The sequence below is a fragment of the Micromonospora sp. NPDC050495 genome, assembly GCF_040655175.1.
Classification (GTDB): domain Bacteria; phylum Actinomycetota; class Actinomycetes; order Mycobacteriales; family Micromonosporaceae; genus Micromonospora.
Genome location: NZ_JBFAJK010000019.1, coordinates 1 through 17,377 on the forward strand (window position 1 = coordinate 1; position 17,377 = coordinate 17,377).

The window sequence follows — 17,377 nt, forward strand, 5'->3', positions numbered from 1 at the left end:
CGGATCTACATCTACCGCGCCGGGGAACTGGCGGCCGCAGCCATCAAAACGGCCCCCGACGCGGCCCGCCTTGCCGGATCGACGTCATACGCCCACCTGGTCATGGTGGCCGGCATCGTCGTCACCGCCGTCGGCGACGAACTCGTCATCACCCACCCGCTCGGACATACGCAACCGGCCTGGATCGCCGTCATCCTCGGCGGACCCGCACTCTTCCTCGCCGGGCGTGCCGGCTTCGAGTACGCAGTCTTCGCCCGCGTATCCCGGGATCGGCCGATCGGCCTGGTCGTGCTGGCCGCCCTGACACCGGCGATGCTCCTCCTGCCGCCGCTGCTGGTCGCCCTCGCCGCCACCACAGTCCTCGTCGGGGTCGCCATCTCCGACGCCACTCGCGCTCGAGCACATCCAGCCGAACCACCGTCGCCACCAGGAGCACCATCCTGACAGGTCGCGGGCAGCTACCCCCGGTCCGATCCACACAGAATCCCGGCCGGCCACCGCCTGTCCGCCAGCACGACTGTGCCGGGGCCCTGGGGCTGAGGTGGTGGTGCCGATGCGCTGGATCAGGGAACCCCGAGCGGAGCACGTCCCGTCGATGGCGTCCGATGTGGCCTCGGCGCCCGCGCAGGCGCCGCAGGCGGCCGGCCGCCAACCTCGCCACCGACTTGGATAGCGCAGCCCGTGCGCCGGCCATCCCGCCCCGACGCGGGATGACCTCGGTCCCGGCGCCGGCCGCCAACCCGTGGGCCGGGCAACTCTTCCACGTCGACGCCGCCCTCATGGTCGATCTGCTGTCCAGGGTGGTCATCGACGCCGCGGTCCGGCACGCCGCCGAGTCGCTGTGGTCGGGACGTGGGCGGGGTGGGAATAACGCGGAGGGCCCGGTACCGACAGCTCGACGCGGCCGCAATCGCGGTCGTCGCGCGCCCCGCCACGAGCTGAGTCAGCAGATTCCAGGGCAGAGGACCGTCCCGAGGCCGCTGGAATGTGCGCGCCGGTGGCGACCCGACTGGCAGTTACGGCCTTCCACCGCCGGTCACATCGCCGTGATCCGGTCGAGGAGGAACCGCGCGGTGGTGTCGATGACGTCGTTGAAGTACGCGCCGTTGCCGGGGTAGTGGAATCCGTGCCCGGCCCGGGCGTACTCGCGTAGCCGGCACTCGTTGCCGGAGCGCACCATCGCGTCCCGGAACCGCCGCACCCGGTCGATCGGCTCGATCGCGTCGCGGGTGCCGTGCTGAATCAGCATGGGCGGATGTCCCGGCCGGACGTACCGGATCAGCGAGTAGTCGGTCAGCCTGCCTGCGGCGACGCCGACCTGCTGGGCGAGGTGGCGCCGCGCCGCCGGGTCCAACGCGCCCAGGTCCAGTCCCGCGGGATTGAGGGCGACGACGGCTGCGACGCCGGCTTCCGGTGCCGGGGCGGGCCCGTGCGGGACGGTCATCGCGGCAACCAGGGCGAGATGCGCCCCGGCCGAGCTGCCGCCCGAGGCCAGCTGCGGTGCCGCCAGGCCACGCAGCGCGGCCAACTGCCGGACCTGTTCGACCGCGCGTCGAACGTCGGCGACGCAGTCGTCGATGCTGACCGCGCCCTGATCGAGCAGCCGGTACCCGGCGGACACCGCGAAGATCCCGCGCGACGCGAGTTTCCGGCAGTGCGGGGCGAGCCCGTCGGCCGATCCCGCGCGCAACGCACCGCCGTGGAACAGGACGATCCCGGCGCGGGGCCGCGCCCCGTCGCCCGGCTCGAAGAGCAGCAGCGGCAGGTCCCGGCCGTCATCGGCTTCGTAACGCATCGCGGATTCGCGGCAGGCCGTCATGACGGACGACGCTGCCAGGTACGGCTGTCGCGGCACCGCGGCGGTGGCCGCCTGCCGGCGCGGCTCACCAGCCGACCGAGCTGAGGCTGATCGGGGTGAGCCGGCGTACCTCCGGCTCGATCCACTGGGCCGCGGTGACCAGCTTCACCAGCCGGTCGATGGTCTCCGGCGGGCCGGCCACGAAGCTGCGCCGGTCGGCCGGGCAGCCGTACCGGTCGTCGAAACAGCCGCCGTCGAGGGCCCGGACCGCCATCCCGGCCTCGGTGGCCAGCAGCAGGCCGGCCGGCAGGTCGACCGCCTCCGGGCGGTAGCCGACGATGCCGTCGATGTCGCCGCGGGCCAGCATCACCCAGGACAGCAGCGGCGCCCACAGTTGCAGCACCCGCCGCGCGGTGGAGTCGAGCACCACCTTCAGGGCGCGGGCCGTGCTGTCGTCGCGGCGTACCTCGTGGCCCTGGGTCCAGGCCAGCACCGGCGCGGCCGGCACCGGCCGGCGCGGCGCGTGCAGCGGCCGGCCGGCGCCGCCACCGGCGTGCACGAAGGCGCCCTGGCCGCGCAGCGCCGACCAGGTGCGGCCGGCGACCGGGTCGTGCACCACGCCGAGCACCGGCGAGCCCTGCTCGCACAGGGCGATGCCCACCACGTACGCGGGCAGCCCGATCGCAAGGTTGTTGGTGCCGTCGAGCGGGTCCACCAGCCAGGCCCAGGACTCGTCGGCGGCGTACTGGCCGCCCTCCTCGGCGATCACCCCGTGCCCGGGCCAGCGGGCCCGGATCCGCTCCACGATCAGCCGTTCGGCCGCCAGGTCCAGGTCGGTGACCAGGTCACCGGAGTCGTTCTTGGCCCGGGCGTGCAGGTCGCCCCGGGTGCCCCGGCGGAGCAGCCGCCCGGCGTCCCGGGCCGCCGCCACCGCGAACCGGTGCGCCTCGCGCAGGTCGGGTCCGCCTCTGCTCGGCTCCACGTCCATGGCTCCTCCAAGCCGGTCAGCCCCGTGCCAACAGTCGGGATATCTCCCGGGCCACCCGGGCCGTCTCCGCCGGGTCGCAGCGGTCCCGGCGAATCCGGTGGCTGCGCCCGTCCACCGCGCCGAGGCTCAGGTCCCGCACGCCGGGGGTGGTCCGGCCCAGCGCCACGGTCACCGCCGGCTGCCCGGGCTCCACCTCAGAGGTGTGGAACCCGCCGGCGCGCAGCGCGTACGAGTCGCCGGCCGAGTGGCTCTCCACGGTGGCGGTCACCGCGGTGACCAGCCGGTCGGTGGCCGCCATCTCGTCGACGTCGCCCTGGCTGTGCACCTCGTACACCCGCCACGCCGGGTCGGCGCGGGTGTCGGTCACCTCGATCAGTTCGTTGCGGACCCGGCCGTGCAGCACGTGGCTGAGCAGGTCCCAGCTGTGCGAGTGCATCGTGGAGGTGGTCGGGCGCACCGGCGACGGGTCGGCCGGCCAGGCGTGCACGCAGATGCCGTCCGGGCCGGAGCGGTCCACCGGCAGGCAGGTGAAGCCGAGCGGGTGGCGTACGGCCCGTAGCGGCCGCCGCCCCGCCCCGACATCGTCGAGGACGTCCAGCACCCAGCCGCGCAGCAGCTCCGGTCGGGTGCCCCGGTCGATCTCCCGTTCGAGGTCGGCGTAACTCATCATGTGTAGGGGTTCCTCGCCTGGATGGCCCGGCCCACGATGTCGGCGACCTCGCGGTCGCCGAAGGACCGGGGCAGCGGCAGCCCGAGCGCGGTGAACAGGCGGCGGACCTGCTCCACCGAGGGCTCGTCGTCGAGTTTGACCGACGCGGCCGCCTCGATCGGCACCCGTCTGCTCTGCTCGCGGCTGTACTGGAGGTCGATGTTGAACCGGTTGTAGTAGAGCTCCTTGCGGTCGATCCGCAGCGCCGGGGTCTGCGGGTTCTCCTGGGTGATGATGACGCAGCTCGACGAGAGGTCGTAGCGGAAGGTGGTCATCTGCGCGGAGAGCCGCACGTCGATGGTGAGCAGCCCGGAGCGTTGCAGGTGCCAGCAAGCGGCCAGCACGGTGGCGTACGACTCCTTGCGGGTGCGGTCGACGGTCCACCGCTCCCCCGGCGCGTCCGGGGCGAGGCTGCGCCGGAACCGCGCGTACCGCTCGCAGACCTCCTCGTCGGTCGGGTCGATGATCTCGATGGCGACGTGCAGGGTGGCGTTGCGCCGGCGGGCGTGCTCCAGGCACTCGGGGAGGGTGACGGCCCGGGTGTAGGTGCCGGTGCCGCCCTTGAACGTCCAGCGGTCGGTGTGCCGGCGCGCCTCGGCCAGCGCCTGCCCGACCTCGCTGCCGTGCAGCACCCGGACCATGGAGACGCTGTCGATCGCCTCCCGGGCCCGGTTCAGCGCCCCCTCCGGCCCGGTGATCTCCCGCATCTGGGGCACCAGGTCGGTGAGCCGGTCCCGGGTGTCCCGGACCACCTGCCGGAGCTGGTGCTCGGCGGTCTCCCGGCGCAGCCGGTCGCGCAGCAGGGCCTGGGCGAGCAGGGCGAGGATCAGCAGGATCGCGCTGTTCACCACCTCCTGGCTGACCGTGCTGGTCAGCCCGAGGACCGCGACGGTCAGGGCGAGGAGCAGACCGATGAACGCGTCGAGATTGTTGACGACCCAGGTGAACAGGCGCGCCATGACATCCCCCGGTCGACGACGGAACCCCCATGATAGCCCTATGTCAATATCACCATCACGCGCTGTTCGGTCGCTGCGGCACGGCCGGTGACGGCGGCCCGGGCAGCCGGCGGGCCGCGCAGATCAGCGACCCGCCGAGCCCGGGCGCGACCCGGGCCAGCAGCCGGGAGGTGACCCAGCGCCCGCCGGGCAGCCGCCAGCCGACGTGGTTGGAGCGGAGAGCCACCGGCTCGAAGCCGACCCGGCGCAGCACCCGGCGTAGCAGCGACGCGGTGAACGGGCGGATGTGCAGCCACAGATACGGGTGCAGCGGGTCCACCTGGCGCGGCGCGCGGCCGGCCAGGAAGGCCAGTCGGTCCTGGACGGTCGCCAGGTTGGGGGTGGTGAGCACGAGCAGCCCGCCCGGGACGAGCACCCGGTGGCACTCGCGGAGCAGGGCCACCGGGTCGTAGACGTGCTCGATCAGCTCGCCGGTGAGCAGCCCGGCGAAGCTGCCCGCGCGGAACGGCAGGCCCCGGGTGGCGTCCAGGCAGACCGGCAGCGCCCGCCCGGCGGCGGCCCGCCGGGCCGCGCCGAGCGCGGTCTCCGCCATGTCGGCCAGCACCAGCGGGCCGGGCAGCCGCGCCGGGTCCAGCATGCCGCGCGGGCCGCAGCCCAGCTCCAGCACCGGTCCGCCGCCGCGCACCCCGGCGCGCACCAGCCGGGCCGCGACCGCCCGGCGGACCCGGTGGTACGGGTCGTCGACGTACCCGTTGACCTGCGCGCCGTCGTGATAGCTGCGCCGGTTGGCGCGGCGGCCGTGGGCCTGCGCGCTGCCCGACGGCACCCCGGTCGGCGGCTCGGCCATGGCACCTCCCCTGCGCTGGTCGCCGGCGGCGGCACGGCGGCCGCGCCCGGCGTCCAGCCTCGCACCGTCCCCGGTGTCCCGGTGGCATCCGGCGACGGTGTCGGCTCCCGGCCGCCCGCCCGCAGCCGGGCCGAAGCCGCACCGCAGCCAACCCTCATCCGGCGCTAAGACCGCCGTCACGGGCCGTTCCTAGCGTCTGCGGCGTCGGCGACACCACGCCTCGTCGCCGTCGGAGCAGGAACGGGGTACCCATGCCACCGACCATCGACGCCGCCTGGCTCAGCTGCGCGGCGGCCCGCCCGAGCGCCCGGCTGCGCCTGGTCTGCCTGCCGTACGCGGGGGCGGGCGGCGGCGCGTTCCGGCCGTGGGCGGCCCGGCTCGGCCCGGACGTGGAGCTGTGGACCGCGCAGCTGCCCGGCCGCGAGCGCCGGCTCGCCGAACCGCCGGTGACCACCATGGACGCCCTGGCCGCGCCGCTGGTGGCGGCGATCGTCGACCGGATCCGGCCACCGTACGCGATCTTCGGGCACAGCATGGGCGCCCTGATCGGCTACGAGGTGACCCGCCGGCTGGTCGACCGGGGCGGCCCGGCGCCGGAGCGGCTGGTGGTGTCCGCGGCGCTGCCGCCGCACCGCTCGGCCCGGGCCGGCGCGGCGCACACCCGCGACGACGCCGGGCTCACCGCCTGGCTGCGGGAGCTGGGCGGGGTGCCCGACGAACTGCTCGCCGACCCCGCCCTGCTCGCGCTGATCCTGCCCACCGTCCGGGCCGACCTGGCGGTGGTCGCCGGCTACCGGCCGGCGCGGGTGCCGGCGCTGCCGCTGCCGGTGGACGCCGTCGCGGCGGCCGACGACCCGCTCGTCGCGCCGGCTGCGGTGGCCGGCTGGGCCGCCTGCACCAGAGCCGGCTTCACCCACACGGTCGTCCCCGGCGGTCACCTCTACCTGCACGACTCCCCTCCCCCGCTGCACCGCCTGCTGGCCGGCGGGCCCGCGCCCGACCGGGCCGCCCACGCGTACGCCGAAGGGGCCACCCCATGACCCAGAACCTGCATCCGGACCTCGCCGACCTCACGCCGGAGCAGCGGGAGCTGCTGGCCCTGCGGCTGCGGCGGGCACGCGGGCGCCGCGCCGACCCGGGGGCGCCCCGGCCGCTGTCGGCCACCCAGGAGCAGCTGTGGTTCCTCGACCGGCTGGACCCCGGCACGCCGGTCTACAACGTGCCGTTCGCCGAGCGGATCACCGGCCGGCTGGACGTGCCGGCGCTGCACCGGGCGGTCAACGCGGTGGTGGCCCGGCACGACGCGCTGCGGGTGGTCTTCACCGAGGCCGACGGGACGGTCACCCAGCGGGTCCGGGACGCCCTGGAGGTGCCGCTGCCGGTGGTGGACCTGCGCGCGCTGCCCGATCCGGACCGCCGGGCGGCGGCCGGACGGGAGACCGTGGCGCACGCCGCCGTCCGCTTCGACCTGACCGCCGGCCCGCTGCTCGCGGTCCGGCTGCTCGCCCTCGCCGACGACGAGCACCTGCTGCTGGTCACCGTCCACCACATCGTCTTCGACGCCTGGTCGGCCGGGCTGTTCCGGGACGAACTGGTCCGCTGGTACGGGGAGTTCGCCGGTGCCGAACCGGCCCGGGTGCCGGCGCTGCCGGTGCGGTTCGTCGACCACGTGGCCGCGCGGCGGCGGCCGGACGGGGAGGCCGCGCTCGCCGCCCACCTGGCGCACTGGCGGGAGCGGCTGGCCGACGCCCCGGCCCGCTCGACGCTGCCGCCGGACCGTCCCCGCCCACCGGTGCAGACCCACCGGGGGCGCAGCCTGCCGTTCACCGTGGACGGCCCGACCGTCGCGGCCCTCGACGGGCTGGCCCGCCGGGCCGGCGCGACCGTCAACGCGGTCGCCCTGGCCGGGCTGGCCGCCCTGCTGCGCCAGGCCACCGGCCAGGACGACCTGCTGCTCGGCATGCCGGCGGCCGGTCGCTCCGGCACCGAGTTGGAGGCGCTGATCGGCTGCTTCGCCAACATGCTGGTGCTGCGGGTCGACGCCACCGGCGACCCCACGGTGCGGGACCTGGTGCGCCGGGTGCACGGCACGGTCAGCGAGGCGTACGCCCACCAGGAGGCGCCGTACGCGCGGGTGGTGGAGGAGGTCCGGCCGGCCCGGGACCCGAGCGTCAACCCGCTGTTCCAGGTGATGGCGACGATGACCGACGGCGACGCGGCCGACCGGCGGGCGGCGGGCGCGGTCTTCACCCCGTACCCGGCGGAGAACGGGCTCACCGACTTCGACCTGTTCGTCAGCCTCACCCGGCACGCCGAACGGATCGACGGCGCGGTCGACTTCAACGCCGACCTGTACCTGGACGAGACGGTGGCCGGCACGGTCGGTCGGCTGCCCGAGCTGCTGGCCGCGATGGCCGCCGCCCCGGACCGGCCGCTGTCCGAGCTGCCCGGGCTGCGCCGGCACCGGATCGCGCTGGCCGCCACCTTCACCGTCGACCCGCTGCGCGACCCGGTGCGTTTCTGGCTGGACTTCCTGCGCGCCCCCGCCGACGTCGAGCTGGTCGGCTACGGCCAGTTGGTGGCGCACCTGCTCGCCGGGCCGGCCGCGGCCGCCACGGTCGGCCTGCTGCGCTGGGAGGACTGGCTGCGCCGGCAGGACGGGTCCGACGAGGCGGCGCTCGACGCGGCCATGGACGACCTGACCGGGGCCGTGCGGGCGTACCGGGCGCGCACCGCGGCGCCGCTGCTGCTGGTGGTCTGCCCGGCCTCGCCGGCGTTCGCCGACGCGCGGGCCCGGGCGCTGTCCGGCCGCCTCGACGACCGGCTGTCGGCGCTGGCCGCGGGCACCCCCGGCGTGCGCGCCGTCTGGGCCGCCGACCAGGCCGGCCGGTACCCGGTCGGCGAGGTGTGCGACGTCCGCGCCGACGAGCTGGGCCACGTGCCGTACACCGCCGAGTACTTCGCCGCGCTCGGCACGGTGGTGGTGCGTGAGCTGCGCCGGGCCGCCGGCCAGCCGCGCCGGCTGGTGCTGGCCGACGCCGCCCGGCTGCCGGTGGACCGGATCGCCGGGGCGCTGACCGGGCACGAGGTGCGGGCCTGTCCGCCCGGCGGGTACGCCGCCGCCCTCGCCGACGCCGACCCGGCCCGCGCCGTGGTGCTCGACGCGGACCCGGCCACCGTCGCCGGGCTGCGCGCGGCGTACCCGGGGCTGCTCGCGTTGACCGTGCCGGCGGGGTGGGACGAGCTGCGGCCGTATCTGGCCCACGTCTGGGCGCTGGACCCGCCGCTGCCCACGGCCACCGCCGGCGCTCCGGCGGCCGGCGGGCCGGGCGGGCCGGGCCTCGACGGTCCGGGTGCCGGCCGGGCGGCGGCTGACGGCCTGGTCACCCCGATCGGGGCGGAGCGGGCGGCGTACCTGGCGACCGAACTGGACAGCCCGGCCGCGGTGGCCGAGCGGTGCCGGCCGGCCGCCGCCCCCGAGCCGGCCGGCGCCGAGCTGGTCGCCCCGCGCACCCCCACCGAGCGGCGGCTGGCCGGACTCTGGGCGGCCGCCCTCGGGGCCGAACAGGTCGGCGTCACCAGCGACTTCTTCGCCCTGGGTGGACACTCGCTGCTCGCCACCCACCTGCTGTCCCAGGTGCAGGCCGAGTTCGGCCGGGAGGTGTCGCTCTACACCCTCTTCACCCACCCGACGGTGGCCCAGCTTGCCAGCGTGCTCGACGGCGACGCGGCGCAGCCCGCCGGCCACGCGCCGATCACGGCGGCGGCGCCCGGCACGCCCGCCGTGGCGTCCTCGGCGCAGGTCCGGCTCTGGGCCCTCGACCAGCTCGGCGACGACGTGGTCCGGCACAACACCACCGCCGCCGTCGAGCTGCGCGGCGACCTCGACGCCGACGCGCTGCGCCGGGCCCTGGCCGACGTGGTCGCCCGGCACGAGGTGCTGCGGACCACCTTCCGGGACCGGGGCGGCGAGCCGGAGCCGGTGGTGCACGGGCACCTCGACCCCTGGCAGGAACCCCTCGACCTGACCGCGCTGCCCGACGCCCGGCAGGCCCGGGCGCTGCGGCGGGCGGTCACCGCCCACGCCGCCCACCGCTACGACCTGGCCGCCGGCCCGCTGCTGCTCGCCCGGCTGGTCCGGCTCGCCCCGCAGCGGCACCAACTGCTGCTCGGCATGCACCACATCGTCTGCGACAACACCTCGTGGAGCATCGTGCTGGCCGACCTCGCCGCCCGGTACGGCCGGCACCGCACCGGCACCGGTGGCGAGCTGCCGCCGCTGCCCGTGCAGTTCGCCGACTACGCCCGGCACCAGCGCGACTGGCTGGCCTCGGCGGCCGTCGAGCCGCACCTGGCGTACTGGCGGGAGCGGCTGCGCGACGCGCCGCCACTGCTGGCGCTGCCCACCGACCATCCCCGACCCGAGGAACGCTCCGACGTGGCCGGTTACCGGTCGCAGCGGCTGCCCGCCGGGGTCGGCGCGGCGGTCCGCGAGCTGGCCCGCGCCGAGGGGGTCACCCCGTTCGCCGTGCTGCTGGCCGGCTTCGCCGCGCTGCTGCACGCCGAGAGCGGCCAGCCGGACCTGGTGCTCGGGGTACCCACCGCCGGCCGGGACCGGGCCGAGCTGGCCGGCCTGGTCGGCTGCTTCGCCGACCTGCTGCCGCTGCGGGTCGACGTGGCCGGCCGGCCCACCTTCCGGCAGCTCGTCGGGCGGGCGTACCGCAGCGCGCGGGAGGCGTACCGGCATCAGGGGGTGCCCTTCGCCACCGTGGTGGAGGCGCTGCGGCTGCCCCGGCAGACCGCGTACCACCCGCTGTTCCAGTGCGTGCTCAACGTCATCGACGGCGCGGACGAGCTGCCCGAGTTCGCCGGCCTGGCCGCCGCCCCGGTGGACGTGCCGAGCGTCGGCGTCGACTTCGACCTGTTCCTCAGCCTCACCTGGCAGGACGGGGAGCTGCACGCCGACCTGGCGTACAGCGCCGACCTGTTCACGCCGGAACGGATGGCCCGGCTGCTCGGCGCGCTCGGCCGGGTGCTCGACGAGGGGCTGCGCCGCCCCGACGCCCCGATCGCCGGCCCGGCCACCGCCGCACCGGCCCGGCCGGCCACTCGCCCGGCGCCCCGGCTGGTGGTGGGCGGCACGGTCGAGGCGCCCGAGCTGGCCCCGACCGTACGGTTCTGGTCTGAGCTGCTCGGCGTGCCGTACGCCGTGCGGCCGTTGCCCGCCGGGGCGCTGCTGCGGCTGCTGCGCGACCCGGCCGCCGGCCTGGCCGCCGCCGCCACCGACCGCAACGCGCTGCTGCTGCGCTGGGAGGACCGGATCCCCGCCGGGCCGCTGGGCGCGGCGGTGCTCGCGCTGCGCGCCTACCGGGCCGAGCTGGCGTCCGCCCTGGCCGCCTACCGGGGCTGGTCGGCGGCCCCGCTGACGGTGCTGGTCTGCCCGGCCACACCCCGGTTCGCCGCTGCCCCGTGGGCCGGTGTGCTCGCCGAGCTCACCGCCGGGCTGCGGGCGAGCCGCCCGGCGTCCGGGGTGGACGTGGTCGCGGTGCCGGCCTGGGCACACCACTACCGAGTGCCGGCGCCGGACCGGGCCGACGGGTGCTCGCCGGAGCTGTCCGCGGTGCTCGGCACCCTGCTGGTGCGGCGGACGCTGCGGCACCCGGCGGTCGACCGGCTGGTCGTACCGGCCGGGCCGGCGCGGCGGCAGGCGGAGCTGGCCGCCGTGCTCGCGGCGCAGGCCCGAGCCGGGCGCCGGGTCCTGCTCACCACCGCGCCGCAGGCCCCCGAGCTGGCCGCCCTGGTCGCCGCCGGGCTGGTCGGCGTCGACCCGGCGCCGGCCGCCGCGCCGGGCACCCTGCTGCTGCACCCGGCGACCGAGCCGGGCCCGGCGGACCCGCTCGCGGTGCCGTTCGACCCGCAGGACGGGCCGGCGGCCGTGCTGCGCGGGCTCTGGCTGCTGGACCGCCCGGCCGGTGACGCGCCGGCCGGCGACGCCGCACCGGTCGACCCGGGCCTGCTCGCCGAGGTGGCCGTCGAGCTGGCCGACGCCGGCGCGATCCGGGCCGCGGTGGCCGACGGCTACCGGCGGCGCGCCGAGCGGGCCGCCGCCGCGCCGCGCACCGAGCGGGAACGGCAGCTCGTGGCGATCTGGTCCGACCTGCTGCGCACCGGCGGGCTGGGCATCCACGACGACTTCTTCGCCGCCGGGGGCGACTCGCTGCTGGCCATGCAGCTGGTGGCCCGGTGCGCCGAGGCCGGCATCACCGTCACCCCGCGTCAGCTCGTGCGGCATCCGACGGTCGCCGAGCTGGCCGCGAGCCTCGGCGCGGCCACCGCCGTCGACGCCGAGCAGGGCGAGGTGACCGGCGAGGCGCCGCTGACCGGGGCGCAGCGCTGGTTCACCGACCTGATCGCGCCCACCATGGGCCGGCCGGCGCTGTTCAACCATCCCTACTACCTGCGGCTGGCCCGCCCGCTCCCCGCCGACCTGCTCCGCGCGGCGGTCCGCCGGCTGGTGGCCCAGCACGACGCGCTGCGGCTGCGGCTGACCCGCCGGCCCGACGGGAGCTGGCGGCAGCACCACGCCGACCCCGCCGACGCGGTGCCGTTCACCAGCCACGACCTCACCGGCCTGCCGGTGGCCGAACGGGAGGCGGCGGCCGAGGCCCGGTGCGCCGCCGAGCAGACCGGGCTGGACCTGACCGCCGGTCCGCTGGCCCGGGTGGCGCACCTGCGGCTCGGCCCGGAGCTTCCCGACCGGCTGCTGATCGTGGCCCACCACCTGGTCGTCGACGCGGTCTCCCGGGGGCTGCTCCTGGCCGACCTGGAGGCCCTCTGCGGCCAGCTCGAGCGGGGCGAGGCGCCGGTGCTGCCGGCCAAGACCACCTCCTACCGGGCCTGGGCGGAACGGCTGGCCGGGTACGCCGGCTCGGCGCGGCTGCGCGAGCAGCTGCCGTTCTGGCTGGCCCAGACCGGGGACGGCGGGCTGGCCCGGCTCGCCGACGTCCCGGACGACGGTCCGTACCGACTCGGGGATCTGGGGCTGGCCTCGGTCACCCTCGACGCGGCGGCCACCCGTGGGCTGCACGCCGCCGCCCGACGGTTGCGCACCGGGGTGCGGGACCTGCTGGTGTGGGCGGCGGCGAGCACCGTGGCGGCGCGCACCGGCGGCCCGGTCACCGTGGCCACCACCGGCCACGGCCGGGAGCCGCTCTTCGACGACGTCGACACCACCCGCACCGCCGGCTGGTTCCAGGTGCTCTACCCGCTTCGGCTGGAGCTGCCCGCCGCCGGCCCGGCGACCCGCTCGCTGCGCGCGGTGATCCGCCAGCTCGGCCGGGTGCCGGACAACGGCATCGGGTACGGGCTGCTGCGGCACCTCTGCCCCGACGAGCCGGTACGCCGGCAGCTCGCGGCGATCCGGCCCCCGGCGATCGCGGTCAACTACATGGGCGGCTTCGGCTTCGACGACGTCTCCCCCGGCAGCCAGCTCCTCGACGTCTGCCCGGCCCCGTTCGGGCCGACCGAGGACCCGGACGGCCACTGGCCGTTCCCGTTCGACGTCACCGGCGCGCTCACCGGCGACGGGCTGCGCCTCGACCTCAGCTACGCCACCCCGGCCTTCCGGCCGGAAACCGCAGATGACCTGCTCGACGGCATCCGGACCAGCCTGCTGCGCCTGGTCGGGGACCACGGGCAACCGCCACGTCAGTAGGAGGACTTCCCATGGCGTTCCGACGCCCGTCCCGGTTCGCCGGGTTCACCACGATCTGGTTCGGCCAGCTGCTGTCGGCGCTGGGCACCCGGATGACGAACTTCGCCCTGAGCATCTGGGTGTGGGACGCCACCGGCCGGGCCTTCGACCTGACCCTGCTGATGGCGTTCGCGTTCGGCGCGACCGTCGTCTTCAGCCCGATCGCCGGTGCCCTGGTCGACCGGTGGAGCCGCCGGCTGACCGTGGTGCTCAGCGACATCGGTTCGGCGGTCACCACCGGCGCGCTACTGCTGCTCTTCCTCACCGACTCGGTGCAGGTCTGGCACCTCTACCTGGTCAACCTGGTCACCGGCGCGTTCCTGGCGTTCCAGCTGCCGGCGTACCAGGCGACCATCACGGTGATGATGGAGAAGGGCCAGTACCCGCGGGCCAACGCCATGATGTTCGCGGTCCGGACCATCCCGGTGATCTTCGCGCCCGGTTTCGCGGCGGCCCTGCTCGGGGTCCTCGACATCAAGGTCATCCTGCTGGTCGACGCGCTGTCCTACGTGGTGGCCATCGGCGCGGTGCTGCTGGTCCAGTTGCCGCCGGTGCCCCGGGCCGCGCACGACGACGGCGGTTTCTGGTCCGACACCGTGCACGGCTTCCGCTACATCCTGGCCAGCCGGGCGTTCACCGGGCTGGAGGCGATCATGTTCGCCATCAACGTGCTGGCCGCGGTCGGCTTCGCCCTGCTCGTGCCGCAGATCCTGGCCCGTACGGACAGCAGCACCAACGCGGTCGGCCTGGTGCAGACCATCGGCGCGGTCGGCGGCGTGGCGGGCGCCGCCCTGCTCGGGTTCCTGCCGAACACCCGGCACAAGATCCGCCGGATGCTGCTGGCCATCCTCGTGTTCAGCGTGCTGGGCCGGATCGTCTACGGCGTCGGTGACTCGATCATCGTCTGGTCGGTGGCGCTGCTCTTCCTGCACCTGTCCATCCCGTTCATCGACGGGTACGCCCAGTCGGTCTGGCAGGAGAAGGTCGAGCCGTCGGCCCAGGGCCGGGTCTTCGCGGCCCGGCAGTTCATTGAGGACCTGGCGTACCCGGGCGGCACCGCGCTGGCCGGCATCGCCGCGGACCGCTGGTTCGAGCCGATGATGCGCGAGGGCGGGCCGGGCGTGCCGCTCTTCGGCTGGCTGGTCGGCGACGGGCCGGGCGCCGGGATGGGGCTGATCTTCGTCATCGTCGGCGTGCTCGGCATCGGCGTGGCGGCGGCGGGCTGGCTCTCGCCGAGCATCCGCCGGATGGAGGTCGACCTGCCCGACCACGACGAGCCCGAGCCCGGCCCGGCCCCGCTGCCCGCGCCGAACGGCACCGACGAGCTGACCGACGACCGCGCGGTGGTGGCGAAATGAGGCTCGCCGAGGTGGTGGCCGGGGTGCTGGAGGTCGACCCGGCGGAGGTGACCGACGAGTCCGGGCCGGAGACCATCCCCACCTGGACCAGCCTGCGGCACCTGCAACTGGTGGTCACCCTGGAGGAGGTCTACGGGCTCTCCTTCGCCTTCGAGGAGATCCGCGACGTGCGCAGCGTCGGCGCGCTGCGCGACGTGCTGCGGGCCAAGGGCACGGTGCCGGCATGAGCGGCGACCTGTTCGCGCTGCGGTCCCGCTGGCAGGCGGTGTGCCGCACGGACCGGGCGCCGGTGCTGCGGATCGGGCTGCTGGCCAGCTACACGGTGGACCCGCTGGTGCCGTACCTGGGCCTGGCGCTGCACGACGCCGGGCTGCCGGCCACCGTCGACGTCGGACCGTTCAACCAGGTGGTCCAGCAGTGCCTGGCCGGGGACGGCTTCCCCGCCACCGTCCGCCCCGACGTGCTGCTGGTCGCGCAGCGGCTGGAGGAGGCCGGCGCGACCGGCCCGGCCGGCGCCGGCTGGGTCGAGGAGCTGCTGGCCGGCGCCGACGCGGCGGTCGCCGCCGCGCGCCGGCAGGGCGCCCTGCTGGCGTACGTGCTGCCGGCGATCCCCGAGGACCGCCCGTGCGGGTGCGGCGACGCCGTCGACGCCGACGGCGTGACCGCCGCCGCCACCGCCGCCCGGGAACGGCTGCGCGTCCGGCTGGCCGCCGACCCGAGGGTGCTGCTGGTCGACGCCGAGGAGGCGGTCCGGGCGGTGGGCGCCCGGCACGCGTACCACCCGGCGCTGTTCCGGTTCGCCAAGATCCCGTACACCGAGGAGGTGTTCGCGGCGCTCGGCGCGGCCACCGCCGGGCTGCTGCGTCGCTGGTACGGCGCGGCCCCCCGGGCGCTGGTGCTCGACGGCGACGCGCTGGCCGACCCGGCCGCCCCGCTGCCGGTCCTGCGCGAGCTGCGGGCCGCCGGGCTGGCGGTGGCGCTGCGGGCCGGCGGCCCCGGCTGGTGGTCGGCGGGGAGCTGCGCGGAACTGCTGCCTGTGCTGGACGGCTGGGTCACCGACGACCGGCCGGTGCCGGCGCAGCTCGCCGAGGTCGCCGCCGGGCTGGACCTCGCCCCGGCCCAGCTGGTCCTGGTCACGACCGGGCCGGACGCCGGCCCCGGCGGGCCGGACGCCCCCGGCCCGGTCGGTGCGACGCTGCGGCTCGGGGCGGATCCGGCGGGCTGGGCGGACACCCTGCGGGCCGCCCGGCTGACCGACCGGATCCCGGACCGCCGCTGGGCCGGCGGTGCCACCGGCGCCCCGGCGGTCGCGCCGGCGGACCCGCCGGCCGGCCTGTCCCTCGACGACTTCGTGTCCAGCCTGGACGTCCGGCTGGCGTACCGGCCGGTCGCCGCCGGCGACGTGCCACCGGTCGCTGAGCTGGTGGCCCGGGCGCACGACTTCGCGCTCTGCCCGGCCCCGCCGGCCGGCGTGCTCGCCGGCCGGGCCGGCGACCTGCTCGCCGTCGAGGTCCGCGACCGGCTCGGCGACTACGGCACCGGCGGCCTGGTGGCGGTACGCCCGGACGCCGACCGCTGGACGGTGGACCTCTTCTCGCTCTCCTGCCCGGTGCTCGGCAAGGGCGTCGAGGCCGCGGTGCTGCGCGAGGTGGCCGGCCGGGCGGCCGCCGCCGGCGCGGGCGAGGTGCGGGTCCACTGGACCGACACCGGACGCAACGGCGCCGCCGCGCGGTTCCTGTCCACCCTGGACGGGCTCACCGGCACGCCGGTGCCGGTCCGGGCCGTCCGGGTCGACGCGGCCGGCCCAATCGCGGCCGAGCCGGCCGGAGCGGTCCGGTGAGCGCGCCGCGCCACGCCGCCGGCCCGGCTGGGCCGCGGACCGCCGAGGGCCGCGCGCAGCCCGCCGGAGCGTCGGACGCCCCGCCGGTCGCGCTCGGGGTGGCCGCGCTCGCCCACGTGCTCGGCGAGCCGGTCGACGTGGCGGTGGCCGCGCCGCGGTACACGACCGACCTGGACCGGGTGCGCTCCTGGGAGTACCGGACCTTCCACCGGGCCGCCGACGGGATCGGGGTGACCGACCTGGCGGTGGTGGCCGGCGGCACCGCGCTGGACCGGGCCGGGGTGGCCGCCGCCGACCTGGACCTGGTCGTGCTGGCCGTCCCCGACCTGGTGGAACACCTCTACTGGGACGCGGCCGCGCACACCCAGGCCCGGCTCGGCGCGCACGACGCCGAGGCGGTGCTGCTCAACCAGGCGTGCGGCGGCGGGGTGGCCGGCTTCGACACGGTGGCCGGCCGGTTCGCCACCCATCCCGGCTACCGGACGGCGCTGCTGATCGGCGCCAACCGGGTCTGCGAGCCGTACTGGAACCGGATGGAGATCAACACCAGCGTCTTCTCCGACGGCGCCGCCGCGGCCGTGCTGGTCCGCGACCACGACCGGTGCCGGTGGCTGGCCACCGAGACGATCAGCGACGGCCGGTACGCCGGGTTCATGCGGATGCCCGTCGGCGGCGCGGCCGCCCCGTTCACCCCGGACGCCGGCACCCCGCGCGTCGGCGACCCGGCGGAACGGCTCAACGAGTTCTTCGCCGGGGACGTGCGGCGGATGTTCCGGTTCGTCGCCGCCATCCGGGACCGCAACCGGCGGGTGGTGGCCGCCGCGTGCGCCCGGGCCGGCGTCACCCCGGCCGACATACGCCGGTTCGTGCACTTCCACGACAACGCCCGGCAGTTCGCCGAGTTGGCCAAGGACCTCGGCGTCGAGCTGGACCGCACCAACGTCGACCTGGCCCTGGACCACGGCCACGTCGGCTGCGCCGACCAGCTCATCGGCCTGGAGCACCACCTGGCGCACGGCGACCTGACCGCCGGCGACCTGGTGGCGCTGACCAGCACCGGCAGCGGCATGCACTGGGTCTGCACCCTGCTGCGGGTCTGACCACCGACGCGACCCCGACCGACGA

The 17,377-nt window shown here is 76.6% G+C and carries 12 protein-coding genes; 7 read left to right on the forward strand and 5 right to left on the reverse strand.

Annotated elements, in window-relative coordinates; translation table 11 throughout:
* The coding region (locus tag AB0I11_RS19410; protein WP_357321930.1) for a low temperature requirement protein A at nucleotides 1-444 on the forward strand (444 nt) is incomplete at its 5' end.
* 592 nt (nucleotides 445-1,036) lie between these two features.
* Here the strand turns inward: AB0I11_RS19410 and AB0I11_RS19415 are convergent.
* From AB0I11_RS19415 to AB0I11_RS19435, 5 genes are all read right to left on the reverse strand, one after another.
* Entirely contained in the window at nucleotides 1,037-1,795 is a 759-nt protein-coding gene (locus AB0I11_RS19415) for an alpha/beta hydrolase (protein WP_357321932.1), read from the reverse strand.
* A gap of 88 nt (nucleotides 1,796-1,883) precedes the next feature.
* On the reverse strand, nucleotides 1,884-2,786 hold the full coding sequence (locus AB0I11_RS19420; RefSeq protein WP_357321935.1) for an inositol monophosphatase family protein: 903 nt from the start codon (nucleotides 2,784-2,786) through the stop codon (nucleotides 1,884-1,886).
* A gap of 16 nt (nucleotides 2,787-2,802) precedes the next feature.
* Nucleotides 2,803-3,456, reverse strand: a complete 654-nt coding sequence (locus AB0I11_RS19425) for a hypothetical protein (RefSeq protein ID WP_357321938.1) — start codon at nucleotides 3,454-3,456, stop codon at nucleotides 2,803-2,805.
* Entirely contained in the window at nucleotides 3,453-4,454 is a 1,002-nt protein-coding gene (locus AB0I11_RS19430) for a hypothetical protein (protein ID WP_357321941.1), read from the reverse strand. The genes AB0I11_RS19425 and AB0I11_RS19430 overlap by 4 nt, the downstream gene beginning before the upstream one ends.
* A 55-nt stretch (nucleotides 4,455-4,509) precedes the next feature.
* Nucleotides 4,510-5,301 carry a class I SAM-dependent methyltransferase gene (locus tag AB0I11_RS19435; RefSeq protein ID WP_357321943.1) on the reverse strand — a complete coding sequence of 264 codons (792 nt, stop codon included), beginning with the start codon at nucleotides 5,299-5,301 and terminating at the stop codon, nucleotides 4,510-4,512.
* 251 nt (nucleotides 5,302-5,552) lie between these two features.
* Between AB0I11_RS19435 and AB0I11_RS19440 the strand changes: the two genes are divergently transcribed.
* From AB0I11_RS19440 to AB0I11_RS19465, 6 genes are read left to right on the forward strand one after another with little or no spacing between them, the layout of a single operon-like run.
* The gene (locus tag AB0I11_RS19440) at nucleotides 5,553-6,341 is read left to right on the forward strand and encodes an alpha/beta fold hydrolase (RefSeq protein WP_357321946.1); all 789 of its coding nucleotides are present in this window, start codon (nucleotides 5,553-5,555) and stop codon (nucleotides 6,339-6,341) included.
* Entirely contained in the window at nucleotides 6,338-13,015 is a 6,678-nt protein-coding gene (locus AB0I11_RS19445; protein WP_357321948.1) for a condensation domain-containing protein, read from the forward strand. The genes AB0I11_RS19440 and AB0I11_RS19445 overlap by 4 nt, the downstream gene beginning before the upstream one ends.
* An 11-nt stretch (nucleotides 13,016-13,026) precedes the next feature.
* On the forward strand, nucleotides 13,027-14,412 hold the full coding sequence (locus AB0I11_RS19450) for an MFS transporter (RefSeq protein WP_357321951.1): 1,386 nt from the start codon (nucleotides 13,027-13,029) through the stop codon (nucleotides 14,410-14,412).
* Nucleotides 14,409-14,639 carry an acyl carrier protein gene (locus AB0I11_RS19455; protein WP_046563514.1) on the forward strand — a complete coding sequence of 77 codons (231 nt, stop codon included), beginning with the start codon at nucleotides 14,409-14,411 and terminating at the stop codon, nucleotides 14,637-14,639. The genes AB0I11_RS19450 and AB0I11_RS19455 overlap by 4 nt, the downstream gene beginning before the upstream one ends.
* Nucleotides 14,636-16,252, forward strand: coding sequence for a hypothetical protein (locus tag AB0I11_RS19460; RefSeq protein WP_357321956.1), 1,617 nt, complete (start codon nucleotides 14,636-14,638; stop codon nucleotides 16,250-16,252). The genes AB0I11_RS19455 and AB0I11_RS19460 overlap by 4 nt, the downstream gene beginning before the upstream one ends.
* Nucleotides 16,249-17,352, forward strand: a complete 1,104-nt coding sequence (locus AB0I11_RS19465; protein ID WP_357321959.1) for a 3-oxoacyl-[acyl-carrier-protein] synthase III C-terminal domain-containing protein — start codon at nucleotides 16,249-16,251, stop codon at nucleotides 17,350-17,352. The genes AB0I11_RS19460 and AB0I11_RS19465 overlap by 4 nt, the downstream gene beginning before the upstream one ends.
* Nucleotides 17,353-17,377: the final 25 nt, after the last annotated feature.

Bases quoted from the DNA above. Each gene is read 5' to 3' on its own strand.
- AB0I11_RS19455 (WP_046563514.1), top strand. From the start codon at position 14,409: ATGAGGCTCGCCGAGGTGGTGGCCGGGGTGCTGGAGGTCGACCCGGCG.
- AB0I11_RS19440 (WP_357321946.1), top strand. From the start codon at position 5,553: ATGCCACCGACCATCGACGCCGCCTGGCTCAGCTGCGCGGCGGCCCGC.
- AB0I11_RS19435 (WP_357321943.1), bottom strand. From the start codon at position 5,301: ATGGCCGAGCCGCCGACCGGGGTGCCGTCGGGCAGCGCGCAGGCCCAC.
- AB0I11_RS19415 (WP_357321932.1), bottom strand. From the start codon at position 1,795: ATGCGTTACGAAGCCGATGACGGCCGGGACCTGCCGCTGCTGCTCTTC.
- AB0I11_RS19420 (WP_357321935.1), bottom strand. From the start codon at position 2,786: ATGGACGTGGAGCCGAGCAGAGGCGGACCCGACCTGCGCGAGGCGCAC.
- AB0I11_RS19445 (WP_357321948.1), top strand. From the start codon at position 6,338: ATGACCCAGAACCTGCATCCGGACCTCGCCGACCTCACGCCGGAGCAG.
- AB0I11_RS19430 (WP_357321941.1), bottom strand. From the start codon at position 4,454: ATGGCGCGCCTGTTCACCTGGGTCGTCAACAATCTCGACGCGTTCATC.
- AB0I11_RS19450 (WP_357321951.1), top strand. From the start codon at position 13,027: ATGGCGTTCCGACGCCCGTCCCGGTTCGCCGGGTTCACCACGATCTGG.
- AB0I11_RS19460 (WP_357321956.1), top strand. From the start codon at position 14,636: ATGAGCGGCGACCTGTTCGCGCTGCGGTCCCGCTGGCAGGCGGTGTGC.
- AB0I11_RS19425 (WP_357321938.1), bottom strand. From the start codon at position 3,456: ATGATGAGTTACGCCGACCTCGAACGGGAGATCGACCGGGGCACCCGA.